This window comes from Trichococcus sp. K1Tr (assembly GCF_028309625.1).
GTDB lineage: Bacteria > Bacillota > Bacilli > Lactobacillales > Aerococcaceae > Trichococcus.
In genome coordinates, this window is sequence record NZ_JAQMHR010000008.1 from 1 (window position 1) to 12,996 (window position 12,996).

General features: G+C 48.6%; 14 protein-coding genes. 1 reads left to right on the top strand and 13 read right to left on the bottom strand.

Annotation, left to right across the window (positions count from 1 at the left end):
* Window positions 1-551 precede the first annotated feature (551 nt).
* From PH235_RS11545 to PH235_RS11590, 10 genes are all read right to left on the bottom strand, one after another.
* Window positions 552-1,898: an MATE family efflux transporter gene (locus PH235_RS11545; protein ID WP_272162489.1), complete on the bottom strand. Its 1,347-nt coding sequence runs from the start codon at window positions 1,896-1,898 to the stop codon at window positions 552-554.
* Window positions 1,899-1,900: 2 nt separating this feature from the next.
* The gene (locus tag PH235_RS11550; protein ID WP_272162490.1) at window positions 1,901-2,335 is read right to left on the bottom strand and encodes a MarR family winged helix-turn-helix transcriptional regulator; all 435 of its coding nucleotides are present in this window, start codon (window positions 2,333-2,335) and stop codon (window positions 1,901-1,903) included.
* 190 nt (window positions 2,336-2,525) lie between these two features.
* Window positions 2,526-3,686: a glycerate kinase gene (locus PH235_RS11555; protein ID WP_272162491.1), complete on the bottom strand. Its 1,161-nt coding sequence runs from the start codon at window positions 3,684-3,686 to the stop codon at window positions 2,526-2,528.
* Between the two features lie 111 nt (window positions 3,687-3,797).
* Window positions 3,798-4,598: an energy-coupling factor ABC transporter ATP-binding protein gene (locus PH235_RS11560; protein ID WP_272162492.1), complete on the bottom strand. Its 801-nt coding sequence runs from the start codon at window positions 4,596-4,598 to the stop codon at window positions 3,798-3,800.
* Window positions 4,591-5,442 carry an energy-coupling factor ABC transporter ATP-binding protein gene (locus PH235_RS11565; RefSeq protein WP_272162493.1) on the bottom strand — a complete coding sequence of 284 codons (852 nt, stop codon included), beginning with the start codon at window positions 5,440-5,442 and terminating at the stop codon, window positions 4,591-4,593. Before PH235_RS11565 ends, PH235_RS11560 begins: the two co-directional genes overlap by 8 nt.
* Window positions 5,439-6,206, bottom strand: coding sequence for an energy-coupling factor transporter transmembrane component T family protein (locus PH235_RS11570; protein ID WP_272162494.1), 768 nt, complete (start codon window positions 6,204-6,206; stop codon window positions 5,439-5,441). Before PH235_RS11570 ends, PH235_RS11565 begins: the two co-directional genes overlap by 4 nt.
* 12 nt (window positions 6,207-6,218) lie before the next feature.
* Window positions 6,219-6,827 carry an ECF transporter S component gene (locus PH235_RS11575; protein WP_086630175.1) on the bottom strand — a complete coding sequence of 203 codons (609 nt, stop codon included), beginning with the start codon at window positions 6,825-6,827 and terminating at the stop codon, window positions 6,219-6,221.
* Between the two features lies 1 nt (window position 6,828).
* A complete protein-coding gene (locus PH235_RS11580) occupies window positions 6,829-7,584 on the bottom strand; it encodes a nucleoside phosphorylase (protein ID WP_272162495.1) in 756 nt (251 codons plus the stop codon).
* Between the two features lie 210 nt (window positions 7,585-7,794).
* Window positions 7,795-8,493 carry an LrgB family protein gene (locus tag PH235_RS11585; protein ID WP_272162496.1) on the bottom strand — a complete coding sequence of 233 codons (699 nt, stop codon included), beginning with the start codon at window positions 8,491-8,493 and terminating at the stop codon, window positions 7,795-7,797.
* Window positions 8,486-8,857: a CidA/LrgA family protein gene (locus tag PH235_RS11590; protein WP_272162497.1), complete on the bottom strand. Its 372-nt coding sequence runs from the start codon at window positions 8,855-8,857 to the stop codon at window positions 8,486-8,488. The genes PH235_RS11585 and PH235_RS11590 overlap by 8 nt, the downstream gene beginning before the upstream one ends.
* 209 nt (window positions 8,858-9,066) lie before the next feature.
* On the opposite strand from PH235_RS11590, the gene PH235_RS11595 reads away from it, so the two are divergent.
* The gene (locus tag PH235_RS11595; protein ID WP_272162498.1) at window positions 9,067-9,324 is read left to right on the top strand and encodes a hypothetical protein; all 258 of its coding nucleotides are present in this window, start codon (window positions 9,067-9,069) and stop codon (window positions 9,322-9,324) included.
* Between the two features lie 74 nt (window positions 9,325-9,398).
* Here the strand turns inward: PH235_RS11595 and PH235_RS11600 are convergent, their stop codons facing one another.
* The 3 genes from PH235_RS11600 to PH235_RS11610 form a co-directional block, all read right to left on the bottom strand.
* Window positions 9,399-10,688 (bottom strand): OFA family MFS transporter, encoded by a 1,290-nt coding sequence (locus PH235_RS11600; protein ID WP_272162499.1) that lies wholly within the window; start codon window positions 10,686-10,688, stop codon window positions 9,399-9,401.
* A gap of 179 nt (window positions 10,689-10,867) precedes the next feature.
* On the bottom strand, window positions 10,868-11,248 hold the full coding sequence (locus PH235_RS11605; protein ID WP_272162500.1) for a DUF2294 domain-containing protein: 381 nt from the start codon (window positions 11,246-11,248) through the stop codon (window positions 10,868-10,870).
* Window positions 11,249-11,453: 205 nt separating this feature from the next.
* The gene (locus PH235_RS11610) at window positions 11,454-12,959 is read right to left on the bottom strand and encodes a carbon starvation CstA family protein (RefSeq protein WP_272162501.1); all 1,506 of its coding nucleotides are present in this window, start codon (window positions 12,957-12,959) and stop codon (window positions 11,454-11,456) included.
* Window positions 12,960-12,996: the final 37 nt, after the last annotated feature.

Here is a 12,996-nt window from a genome sequence, read left to right on the forward strand (position 1 = left end):
GGCACGCCGCCAGCGTTCGTCCTGAGCCAGGATCAAACTCTCATGTAAATGTGGACTCTTGTACAGAAATCCTACACGTTAAGCTGATTGCTCTTGTTGTTTTGCTGACTTTATGTTTGCGATACTAAGTATCGTCTTCGTTTGCTTCGACCGAAGTCTAAGCTCCTTGCACATTTGGTTCGTTCATTCTTTATTCAGTTTTCAAAGGTCAATCGTGCATCACTCGTTGCGTGATAGCTTATTTATAATATCGCAACTTCTCGATTTCGTCAAGAACTTTTTTGAATTATTTATTCTTATTATTCTTTAAGCAAAATTACCCGATCAGCAACTTTTATATAATATCATTCCGAAGCCATCCTGTCAACATCTTTCTTGCATTTAATTGTTAGGCACTTCAGACAACTCATTTATACTATCACTCTTCTGCTGTCATTGTCAATTCTTTTTTGAACTTTTTGGGATATCAAAAAAACCGGACTATCCCGTTTTCGGGCCAGTCCGGTTTTTCTTCATCTTATTCAGGAAAAGATACATTGAAGTTGGGATCTTCACCTCGGCAATTTCTTCAAAGTCATATACAAAAGTATACCCGATGTCGTCGCAGACAGGATGTCCGCTATTGGTTCTGCATAGTATATTCCCATCACATCAAAATAGTTGGGTAAAATAAGCGCCAACGGAATCAGGATGATCACTTTGCGCAACAGGGCTATGAAAAGTGATTTTTTCGCCTCCCCTACACCGACAAAAAACATTTGCGCGCTCATCTGCACTCCAAACAGCCACATTCCGCCCATGTAGATCGGCAGAACACGGGTAACCAAAGCCAACAAATCCGGATTTGTCGTAAAGATGCGTGTGAACAGACCGGGGACGAACAGCACCAATAAAAAGTAGGAGGCAGTAAGTCCAACCGTTACCTTCATGGAATGGCGCACCGTTTCTCGCACACGCTTGAAATTTCCCGCTCCGTAATTATAGCTGATGATGGGTTGAACCCCTTGCGTAAATCCTTGTACAGGCACTGTCAGCAATTGCATGATGCTTTGCATGATCGTCATGGATCCGACGTAAAGATCTCCGCCATACTTCAGCAGCCCCGTGTTGAAAACAATCACAATCGCACTTTCCGTCGCCTGCATAATGAATGGCGAAATCCCCAGGGAAACAATTCTCTTTAGCAGTCCGAACTTCAGACCCATGTTCTTCTTGCGGATCCGGATAATCGAATGCTCGGAAGTCAGGAATCTGAGTACATAAAGCGCGCTCAACGTCTGGGAAATAACCGTAGCAATCGCGGCACCTTTAACACCCATACCAAAAACGAAAATAAAAATAGGATCCAGGATGATATTGGCGATAGCCCCGATCAATACTGAAAACATAGCGATTTTTGTTTTTCCTTGACTGGTAATGAAGAGATTCAACCCTAGTGCATATTGCACAAAAATCGTGCCCATTATATAGATGGATGTATAGTCATTCGCATAGTTGAAGGTGACGTCGCTGGCACCGAATAAATATAATAATGGCTCCTTGATCAGGGTAAAGACGATGGTCAAAATGACTGCCATCAGCGACAGCATCGAAAAAGCATTGCCGAGAATCTTTTCGGCTTCATCTTTGTCGTTTTTCCCTAACGCAATGGCCGCCAAAGGAGCTCCTCCCCCTCCAGCAAAGCTGCTGAAAGCTGCAATGATCAGCACAAGCGGGGCGCTGATGCCTAGGCCGGTTAACGCAATAGCTCCCACCTCCGGGATATGGCCGATATACATTCTATCCACAATGTTATAGAGGATATTGATGACTTGGGCAACGATGCTCGGTACGGCCAGTTCCGTCATCAGTTTAGGGATTTTCTCCGTTCCCATCCGGGATCCTTTCAATTCTTGCATGATCACTCCTCCTTCTTTCGTCCCACATTCGCTATCATTTTTTCGAGCGCCCATTCAAACTGTGCGAACTGTTCTTGACTGATCCCTTCCGTTATCGATGCGATAAACTGTTTTCGGCGATTACGCAATCGGTTCGCTATCGGTTTTGCCTGATCAGTCAAGACAAGATGAATGTAACGACGATCCGCCTTGTCCACCCTTGTTTCCAGGTAACCTTTCGCAACAAGCGAATCGACCGACCTGGCAATCAAAGACTTTGATAATCCCAGGGAATCTGCTATTTCTTTGGATGTGTCCATTTCGTTATTTGACAAAAAAGTGATCAGATCCAACTCATTCGGAGAAAAATCCAAATCAGACATCTCTGCCTTCACTTCTGCCCGATACATTTTCGACAGCTTGGACAAGCTGACCAGCAGGTTTTTCTTTTCTTTCATAAATTGCGCGCCTCCATGCATTCAAACTGAAACCATCTTACCGTTAAATGGTTCACTTGTATACCACTTAATCATCGATCATTCCCACAAACTGTTCGCCAGTCTTCCAAATAAAAATAAAAAACAGCTACAGCAGCAAGGTCTTCCAAGGAGTCAGGAAGTCTTGCTGCTGTAGCTGTTTTATGAATAGTCAAACGGAAATAGGCACTTTCCTTGCCAACAAAAAGGCGCGGAAAGCCGTCTCTCCGGCATTTGTGATCAGTTTTTCCGTTTGCGAAATGGCTGTATCCAAATCCATCGGTTTGTTGATGATGTCCAAAACCAGGTCGATGCCTGTCGCATAGATTGGACCTAAATCATCATCGCTGCTGCCGACCACTGCGATGACCGGCAAGTGGTATTTCTTCGCCAATTGGGCGATGCCCACTGGCGCTTTGCCGTTCAATGATTGCGAATCCATTCTGCCTTCGCCGGTGATGACAAGGTCGGCATCTTGGAAATGTGATTCGATTTCGAGGATGGACAGGACTTTCGAGATGCCGCTGTAGCTTTTCGCTCCACAAAAAGCCATCAAACCCGCACCCAATCCTCCTGCTGCACCCGCTCCGGGCGCTTCAAGCACAGCTATACCTAAACATTCTTCAACCTTTTCCCCATAGTGACGCAATAACTGGTCCAACTTCCGGACATCTTCCGGGGTCGCCCCCTTCTGAGGACCATAAATATAAGATGCCCCATTCTCCCCGCATAAAGGGTTCGTCACATCGGACAGGATCGTGAAGGTGACGTCATGGATGCGTTTATCCAAACCACTGTCATCTATAGAAGCAATGTCACCCAGCTCACCTGCACCGAAAGGAATTTCATTCCCTTCACTGTCTTTGAAAGAGACCCCCAGCGCTTGCGCCATTCCGACTCCGCCGTCATTGGTGGCGCTGCCCCCGACACCGATGAAGATTTCTTTGACGCCGCAATCCAATGCAGCACGGATCAATTCACCTGTTCCATAAGTCGTCGCGCGATAAACGTCGTTATCCGCGAGGTCAACCAAGGTCAATCCCGATGCTTCAGCCATTTCGACGACAGCGATGTTGTCTTTGATGATGCCGAATTTTGCTTGGACTTTGTCACCCATCGGTCCCGTGACATCAGCATAGCGGTATTCCCCCTTGCATCCGATCACCAAAGCATCCACGGTCCCTTCGCCGCCGTCAGCTACGGGAACCTTGACGATTTCCACGTTGCGGTTCAGACGCAGGATTCCTTGTTCGATGTAGTCCTCCACCTGGATGGTTGACGCGCTGCCTTTAAAGGAATCGGCAGCGATGACTATTTTAAATTCCTTCTCCATTTATTTTGCCCCCTTTCATTCAGCCTTCGATACTGACTTCATATATACTATATCAACTTTTGTTTACCAATAGGCTGCAATGATGGTGGCTACATAGTGACAAAAAACTTATCAGTGTCTCTCCAAAGCAAGCTCCACTTCTTCCACAGTCAACAGATTTCCTGGAATGCCCAAAGCCTGCGCGATTTTCATGGCTTGGGGCTGATCCAGATACGCTTGCTGCAGGAGGTCTTTTTTGCTGAAGACTTCCCTTGCAGCGCCTTCGAGCAGCAATTGCCCTTGGCTGAAGACGACGACGCGTTCAAAAACGGCTGCCGCAAAGTCCATATCATGCAGAATGCACAGGACGGCTTTCCCTTCTGCCTGCAGATCTTCGATCACCTTTTTGATGATTGCTTTCCCGGCAGCATCCTGTCCCATCGTGGGTTCATCGAAAATGACGATGGGCGTGTCCATCGCCAAAATGGAGGCCAACGCCACCATCTTCCTTTGCGCCAAGTTGAGGTCGTACGGATTCACCTTCTCGACGTCAACCAGTTCTACTTGAGCCAATGCCGCACGGGAACTAGCTCTCGCCTCATCCAAGGAAAGTCCGATGTTCAACGGACCGACCATCACTTCATCCAAAACCGTATTCTTGAAAATCTGATCATCCGGGTTCTGAAAAACCAGACCGATCTTCTTGGATATCTGGGCAACCGTCAAAGTTTTTAAGTCGGTCCCGTCCAGCAGAATCCTGCCGGAATCGGGGCGCAAGAGTCCCTTCAGCAGTTTCACGAAGGTCGTTTTTCCCGATCCGTTCTGCCCGATGATGGCAGTTTTCCGGTCATCCAACCTCAGATCGATGCCCTTTATGACGGGTGTCGCTTTATCGTAGGCAAAATGCAGCTTCTCTATTTCCAGTTTATTCATGAGGGACACCTTCTTCCGCAAGCAAGCCTTTCAGCTCATCCAATTCCACAGGATAATGCCCATTGGTATTCCGCCTGTTCAAATGGCGGGCGATCGCGGTCACGGCTGGCGGTTGCACTCCCAAAGATGCCAAGTCCTCACGCGAAAAAACGGCTTCGGGCGTATCAAAGGCGATCAATTTGGCGTCATCCAAAAGCAGGACCCTGTCTGCGTACTGCGCGATCTTTTCCATCTTCTGCTCGGCCATGATGATTGTGATGCCTTCTTTTGTGAGGTTCTCCACCACTTTGAAGACCTCTTCCGACCCTTGCGGATCCAGTTGGGAAGTGGGTTCATCCAAAATCAGCACTTTCGGCTTCATCGAGACCACGCCGGCGATCGCAACACGCTGCATTTGCCCGCCGGAAAGATCGAACGGGTTCTTGTCCTTCACTTTGCGGATATCCAGCAAGTCCAAACTTTCTTCGATCCGCTTGATGATTTCATCGCGCGGCAGTCCCATGTTCTCCAGCCCGAAGGCGATTTCTTCATATACCGTAAAACGCGAGCCGGTGATCTGGGAAAACGGGTTTTCGAACACCAATCCGGCTGCTGCAGTGACTTCACTCACATCCGTCGTGCGCACATCCAAACCGGCTATCATTACCGATCCGCCGTAGGCACCTTTGAAGAAGTGCGGCACCAAACCGCTCAGCGCATAGCACAAAGTCGATTTCCCGGCGGTGTTCCTTCCGATCAGGCCGATGAATTCGCCCTCCTCGACCGAAAAGCTGATGCCGTCCAACGCCAATTTGGTCGTGTCGGGATAGCGATATTTCAGATCCTTCACTTCTATGATACTCATCCCATCAACCTCCAAACGATCAAACCGGCCAGAATCAACAAGAGCAAAATATTCAAAAAAGTACTGTAACGATAGGACTTCGCTTCATTCAGATAGGTTTTCGGCGTATCCCTGTCGAAGCCGCGGACATCGAGCGCAATCGCTCTTTCCCTGGTATCGTTCAGGGCGTTCAGGATGACCGGTCCCAGTAACGGGAAGAATGCCTTTACCCGGACAAACAGGCTGCCCTCAGTCTCCATCCCGCGCGACCGTTGTGCATCCTGGATTTTGCCATACGTAGCCCTAAGCTGCGGGATGATCTGCAGGACCGAAAGGATGACGTAGCCGATTTTCGGCGACATGCCTTTCTGCTGCAGCCGTTCAACCAGTTCCGTCGGCGAAGTCGTCAGCACCAATACTCCAAAGGCGCTGACCATATTGATGACGCGCATGGTCAGACGAAAGGCGATAACCAGGCCCTCTTTGTAGAATTTTATCGGGCCCAATTCATAAAGCAACGTTTCATTGGCAGGATTGAAAAAACCCTGCACTATGACGATCGACAGAATCAATAAAAAACTGAGCGCAATCACCGGCATAATGTTGCGGAAAACTTTCCCCACCAATAAGATGCCGAAACTGGTCAGCATGACTGCCCCGACTTCCCACAGACTATCTAATACATAGGCCGCGGCGATGCTCACGACGACATAAAGCATCTTCGTCAGCGGATCCAGACGATGGATCGGCGAGTTGCGCGGCACATACAATGTCATTGCATCCATTCAAATCAGCCCCTATAATTCTTCTATCGCGCCATCCTTCAGGAAAGTGTTCGTAAGTTTCTTCGGTAAGCCCTTGAAGATAAAGTAACTGATGAGCACCGTCACTAGTTTATCCGGCACGTCCACAACGATGCTGTCCAGGAAAGAAGCCAGCCATTGCGGTTGCCCATTCGAAATCAGCAAAGCGTAGAGGGCATCCCCCCAGACATTACCGGTCTGTCCGCCCCAAAAGAGGATGTTCAATGGCGTCGAGACGGTGGCCGCAACCACACCTATGATCAAACCGGCCAACAGCACGGTCTTGATGTCCTTGAACCAGCCTTTAGCGGCAAACAGACCCGCCATCAAACCGATGACTGCGCTGGTGATCGCGTACACTGTCGAAATCGGGTCGGCCGTCACGCCGTAGATGACGTTGTTGATGATCCCGGAAGCGGCACCGATCACCGGACCCGCCAACATACCGGACAATACCGTTCCGATTGAGTCCAACCAAAGCGGCAGACGCAATACGCCCGCGATGTATTTGCCGAGATAATTGATCCCGATCGCGATCGGGATCAAAACGATGGAAGCCGTAGACAACTTGTAACTCAGTTTGTTTTTTGTTTCTGCATTCATTTCATTTTCCTCCTTTTGCCTGATGCCATGCATGGAAAGCGGATAATGCCAGTTTGATTTGATTCTGTTCCCCTTGCTTGGTGGCCGCTTCTCCGGAAACAAATTGACGGACGCCTTCTTCCATCCCTTCTTCCGGACCCACGACGACATTCAGCAGCGAAGCGGTCTTCAACCCCCTCAGCGCCCCAACAACGAACAAAGTGGCTGTTTCCATATCCGATCCGATGATGCCGTTGCCGCTCCAATAAGCAGTAAGTTGCGCTTCCCGGGCGGTGTAGAAACTGTCGTGGCTGCGGACAATCCCCAAACGATGAGGGATCCGCTCCGTTTCCGCGATTGACCTCAGATTGATCAACAAATCCAGATCGGCAACGGCGGGATATGTGGAATCGACATAAGCTTTGCTGGCGCCATCATCCCGGACCGCTGCAGTCGCGATGATCACATCGCCCAAATGCACTGCTGGATGTAAGGACCCGCAGCTGCCGATGCGGATGATGCCTTCTATTCCGATCTTTGCCAACTCTTCGATCGCTATCGCCGTGGATGGTCCGCCGATCCCGGAGGAAATGATGAGTACCTTCATTCCTTGATAAGTCCCCAGAACACTCTTGTACTCACGGTTGAACGCCAAATCGACAGCGTCCTCCAACAGTAATTTCGCTCTTTCAACGCGGGCTGGATCACCCGGCAACAGCGCATATTTCACATCCAGATCGGCTGATAATTGAATATGCGCCTGCAATGTTTGTTCCATTTCTCCACCGTCCTTTGCGCAATGATCGACCCCGGAATAGCCCGACAAAACTTCAAGATACTGATACCCATTATGAGTTCAGTATAGCATAGAGCCCAACGTCTGGCACCGGATAACCCTTGATGGAAAGACGGTCTCCCCGGCGCACAAAAAGAAGCAGTCTCTTTTTTAATTAGAGCTGCTTCTTATGTTTTCTCTTAGTTGTTGCCCTTATTGGACGAACAGCGCCGCAAGCGGGATCAACCCCACCATCATGACACCGGAAACGACCATCGCCAGGCTGCTCATGGCACCCTGCAGTTCGCTTGCTTTCAACGATTCGGCCGTCCCCATGGCGTGGGAAGCCGCACCCAAGGCCAACCCTTTCGCAATCGGCTCTTCGATCCTGAATATTCTGAAAATCAGGCCGGAAACCACCGTTCCGAAAATGCCGGCGAAGATGACCCCTGCCACTATGATACCTGCAACCCCGCCGATCAGTTCGGTCGTATCCAACGCGATGGCCATCGTGATCGACCGCGCCAAGGTGGAAAGGGTCGTGACTTCGCTCATCTGAAGGATCAGAGCCAAGCCGATGATTGTGACCAGACCGCTGATCATCCCCGCCAGACAACTGATCAAGACGACCCAGCTGTTCTCGCGCAAAATCTTGAACTGTCGATAGACCGGAACAGCCAGGCAAATCGTGGCTGGTGTCAGGAGGTCGGACAACACTTGCGCGCTTTTTTGAAAAACGGCAACTTCGACGTCCAGGACAAGGATCAAGCCCATCACCAGGATCGTCCCGATCAGCAAAGGATTCATGAAGGCGTACGGGTACTTTTTGTTCAGCTTCAAACCGATCATGAAGGCCCCCAAACTGATGAACAGCCCGAGATATTTTGTCGTCTCCAACAGATGATCAATCATTCCCTTCAGCCTCCTTTGCTTTCTTCCTTCTTATCAATCCTTGCGCCAAAATCCCGGTCGTCGCCAAAATCACGATGGTGGAGCCGATGTTGACGGCAATCCAGCTGGCGAAATTTTCGGCGATTTGCCCGTAGGAAGTGATGAGCCCAGCCCCGCTCACGACGAACAGAGCAGGCATGATGCCCAACAACAGATTGGCGGCACTTTCCACTTGTTTGAGCTTCAACACGCCCGTCATCAGCAACAGGAACAGCAGCGACATGCCGTATATGCTGGCCGGAATTGGCAGCGGAATGAAGATGGCCAGCAATTCGCTTACGGCCGAAATAGCGATGATGACGGTAAATTGTTTTAAATATTGCATAATGATAGGATGGCCCCTTCCTTGTCCAAAACGATACGGACTTTCTCACTATCCAGTATACCGACTTCCGATCCGAAACGATATATCCCACAACCCAAAATTCTGCTTTCCATGTCAGTTTTAACCTGTTACGCGATACATACGCAGTCCGAATGATGTATAATAAGCCGTGCAGTAAATGAACACGAACAGAAAGAAGGCGAAAATAAATGAACTTAGAAAAATTGATTGAAAAGATTGAAGCGTTCAAAGCAAACCATCCCGAAGGTACATTTGAATTCTTCGTGCAGCCGCAAAGGGATTTGGATGATCTTTATGCCGAACTGCTGATCCTGGATGTAGCAACGGATGCAGAGGGAAACGCTACAGCCCGCGCTGAGGAAGCCTTGATTACGTTGGAAAACCCGTCAAATGATGAATTGGCTATGCTTGAAGATATCGCTGAGTCCTTAAAACAATATCTATAGAAAGAACTCCCCGAAGACCTGCTAGGCTTCGAGGAGTTCTTTTTTTAAATTGACTTTGCCACAGGACTGACAGTTTAGTGGCTGCTGTTGCGGCCCGCCAAATCAGGCAGATGTTTTTCTGCCGCTGCTTCGTTTTTATACTCCCTATTTCCCTTGAAAAGCACCAACGTCAACAACGAGCCCATTAGACATGAAGCAATCACAAGATAGAATATATAGTCGTAATTCTGGAAAGTATCCAGCAGTAATCCTGAACTGCTCACTCCCAGCACTGCGCCTATTCCATATGCGGTAAATACGATGCCATAGTTCTGGCTGTAGTGTTTGGGTCCATACAGATTATTGGTTGCAGTAGGCGCTATAGCCAACCAACCACCAACATTAAACCAAAATATCGAAAAGGCTGCGGCAAACAAGCCAACACTTCCATTTTTTGCCGACAGCATCAAGACGGCTGCCGTGATGATTTGAGCGTAAGAAAGGAGCATGGCTGTCTTTGCCGATAGCCTGTCCGTCAGCCACCCGAACACCGGACGCCCGATGCCGTTGAACACTGCAAACACCGATATGAACAGCACTACATCCTTTTGCGCCATCCCTATCAGCTCAATGCCTATACTGCTTGTCAAACCTATCATCATCAGTCCAATCATCGTTCCGATAATGAAATTGAAGTATAACCCTTTGAAGTGAGCGGATTTCATCATTTCAGCACTGGTCACATCATGCACACCCGCATTCGCTCCAAACGAACCCACTCCTTCAGCACCCTCGCTTTCGGGATACTTGAAAGGCATCGAAAGCAAAGGCAGCAACATTCCAAAAACGACTCCCAATACGAGGAATGTTTTCGTCACTCCGTATTGTTCAACCAACGTTCGGGCCAATGGTGCCGTCAACAAAGGCGAAAGTCCAAATCCCAGCAGCACCAGCCCAATCACAAGACCCTTTTTTTCAGGGAACCATCTAGTCACTACCGCTAATGGTGCCCCGTAAGCTATCCCGACCCCTGCGCCACTTATTACACCGTAGGTAACAGTCAATACTTGAATATTCGGAGCAAACGCTGATAAAATCCACCCGATTGAAACCAGCAATGACCCCACCAGGATAGTTGATCTCGGACCCCACGTTTTAAAAAAACGCCCGGTCAAAAACATGAACAGGGAATAAAACAGTAGCGCCGTCATGTATGGCAATCCACTTTGAGCAGCCCCCACATTATACAATTCCTCCACAGGCAGACGAAAAACACTCCAGGAATAGACCGTGCCAAGCACCATCATGATCACCAGCCCCAAAAATACGTATAGCCATTCACCCCTTAGTATCAGCTTCTTTTCTGTTATCATTTTCTGTTGCATCTGCATCCGCCTTCTTTCCATTTCAAAATAGATAAATTCAAAAATCTTCCCATATCGCCTTGCCACACAATATAAATTTCAAATCCGCACAAAAAAAGCCAATAACAAGCCCCTTATGGAGTACTTGCTATTGGCTTACGCGTCGACTGGCTGTTTGCCCTTCGTTGCATCTTCCATATTTACTTCATCAAACTTTCGATATCTCGATCTACAACTATCGCGATTATTTTCTCACCTGTCTTGGTGCTGACATCGGAATAGGTACTTACGATATTCACGTCAATTACTGTTTTAATTGTTGCTTCAAGCTCTTCCCGAGCATTCTCAAACAAAGCAGTCCGAGCATTTTTTATCAGCTGGATTCCCCCTGGGTTTCTGGCCAGGTTTTTCTCAGATATACTCAAGAAACCTTTGAGTCTTATCAGGATCAAATCCTGAAAGATGACGGTCCGGATTTTCTCTGGACCTCTACCCATTTGTTCAACTTCAAACTTACTGATCGCTTCGCTTAATCTCGATTCGATTTGTCCTTTTGTCATTGAACTTCCAGTGTATGTCATTCGCTTCAACCCCTAAATCATATGAAAGTTGTGAAACGTTTCTTACAGCCAAAACTATAGCATACCAACATATGGTCGTCAACAGGTTTCCTCTGTTGTAATAAGGTAAAGGCATCTACAACAAGAAACTCCTTGGGGGGGCTACACCGCGGTAATCCTCCAAAGGAGTTTCTTTATTCAATAAATTTCCAGTTGGAAGCTGTGGTTATTCGGCTACTACTGCTGCCGGTACTGCCCCAGCGGAAGCGAACGTTCCGATCGGCAGATGGTCGTTCAATAGTTCCGCTTCCGGATCCAAGGCTGCTTTCTGTTTCACGCCGGTTGTCCAGTAAAGCGCCAGGATCGCTACGGTTGCGACCAGACCGACCAGGTAAGTGGCCGTCTGCAGCCCCATCCGGAATCCGATCGGTTCGCTCAGGATATAGACGACGCAGGCATACAACATGAAGGTTGCAGGCAATAAGGTAACCAAGTAATTTTTATTTTTCAGGTACAAGTAACGCGTCGACATCAGCAAAGCGATAACGGCTGTAACTTGGTTCGCCCAGTTGAAGTATCTCCAGATCAGGTTAAAATCCACTTTAGTAAGGAAGAACGAGATGACAAACAACGGGATCGTCATCATCAGGATCTTTTTCATTGAATCCTGTTTGATGTTCATGTAGTCAGCCAAAATTGTCCGCAGACTTCTGAATGCTGAAAGTCCTGAAGAGATCGGCAAGACGATGACGCCGATGATGGCGACTGTACCGAAGACATTACCCAATAACATAGTTGAAACTTGGTTAACCACGGATGATGGCGTACCGGCATCAATCATTTGGCTCAACGTTTGGCCATCGAACAAGGCCATGGACGCTCCAGCCCAGATCATGGCGATGACTCCTTCGGCGATCATCATACCGTAGAAAAGGAAGCGGCCTTCCCGTTCGTTCGTCGACGTCCGGGAAACCATCGGCGCTTGGGTTGCATGGAATCCGGAAATGGCGCCGCAGGAAATCGTGAAGAACAACGCCGGGAAAATCGGTGTGCCTTTCGGATGGAAGTTCTGCACAGCACCCATAGTCAATTCAGGCAAGTTATGACCAACAGTCAACAAACTTATGCCGATAGCCACTGTGCTGATGATCAAAATTGCGCCGAACCATGGGTAGACTTTCCCCATCGCCTTGTCGATCGGCAAGACAGTCGAGATGAGATAGTAAGCAAAAATCAGCAACGTAATCATCCCGATCGTCATCCAATCCGGTGTGATGCTGGCGATCAGGTTGGCGGGCGAAATGACAAAGACCGTAGCTACCAACAGCAACAGCAGCATGGCGAAGATGTTGACGACGTGCTTGACCGGTTTGCCCAGATATTTGCTGGCCAACTCCGGCAAGTGGGCGCCGTTGTTCCGCAAGGAAATCATCCCGACCATGTAATCGTGGACGGCTCCTCCAAAGATGCAGCCGACGATGATCCAGATGTAGGCGACCGGCCCGTAAAGCGCTCCCATAATCGGACCGAAAATAGGACCCGTTCCGGCAATATTCAACAATTCAATGATGGCATTTTTTGATTTTGACATCGGGACAAAGTCATATCCGTCCTTCAGTGCTTCAGCGGGGGTCGTTCGTTCCGGATCGATGGAAAAGTTCTTTTCGATGTAGCGCCCATAAGTAAAGTAACCTAGAATCAGTAAGGCGATTCCTCCAAGTAAAGTAAGCATCTTTTTTCCTCCTTCAATATAAATGTGCGGCCAACAC

Coding starts and splice junctions, on each gene's coding strand:
- PH235_RS11545 (WP_272162489.1), bottom strand. CDS start 1,898: ATGCAAGAATTGAAAGGATCCCGGATGGGAACGGAGAAAATCCCTAAA.
- PH235_RS11550 (WP_272162490.1), bottom strand. CDS start 2,335: ATGAAAGAAAAGAAAAACCTGCTGGTCAGCTTGTCCAAGCTGTCGAAA.
- PH235_RS11555 (WP_272162491.1), bottom strand. CDS start 3,686: ATGGAGAAGGAATTTAAAATAGTCATCGCTGCCGATTCCTTTAAAGGC.
- PH235_RS11560 (WP_272162492.1), bottom strand. CDS start 4,598: ATGAATAAACTGGAAATAGAGAAGCTGCATTTTGCCTACGATAAAGCG.
- PH235_RS11565 (WP_272162493.1), bottom strand. CDS start 5,442: ATGAGTATCATAGAAGTGAAGGATCTGAAATATCGCTATCCCGACACG.
- PH235_RS11570 (WP_272162494.1), bottom strand. CDS start 6,206: ATGGATGCAATGACATTGTATGTGCCGCGCAACTCGCCGATCCATCGT.
- PH235_RS11575 (WP_086630175.1), bottom strand. CDS start 6,827: ATGAATGCAGAAACAAAAAACAAACTGAGTTACAAGTTGTCTACGGCT.
- PH235_RS11580 (WP_272162495.1), bottom strand. CDS start 7,584: ATGGAACAAACATTGCAGGCGCATATTCAATTATCAGCCGATCTGGAT.
- PH235_RS11585 (WP_272162496.1), bottom strand. CDS start 8,493: ATGATTGATCATCTGTTGGAGACGACAAAATATCTCGGGCTGTTCATC.
- PH235_RS11590 (WP_272162497.1), bottom strand. CDS start 8,857: ATGCAATATTTAAAACAATTTACCGTCATCATCGCTATTTCGGCCGTA.
- PH235_RS11595 (WP_272162498.1), top strand. CDS start 9,067: ATGAACTTAGAAAAATTGATTGAAAAGATTGAAGCGTTCAAAGCAAAC.
- PH235_RS11600 (WP_272162499.1), bottom strand. CDS start 10,688: ATGCAACAGAAAATGATAACAGAAAAGAAGCTGATACTAAGGGGTGAA.
- PH235_RS11605 (WP_272162500.1), bottom strand. CDS start 11,248: ATGACATACACTGGAAGTTCAATGACAAAAGGACAAATCGAATCGAGA.
- PH235_RS11610 (WP_272162501.1), bottom strand. CDS start 12,959: ATGCTTACTTTACTTGGAGGAATCGCCTTACTGATTCTAGGTTACTTT.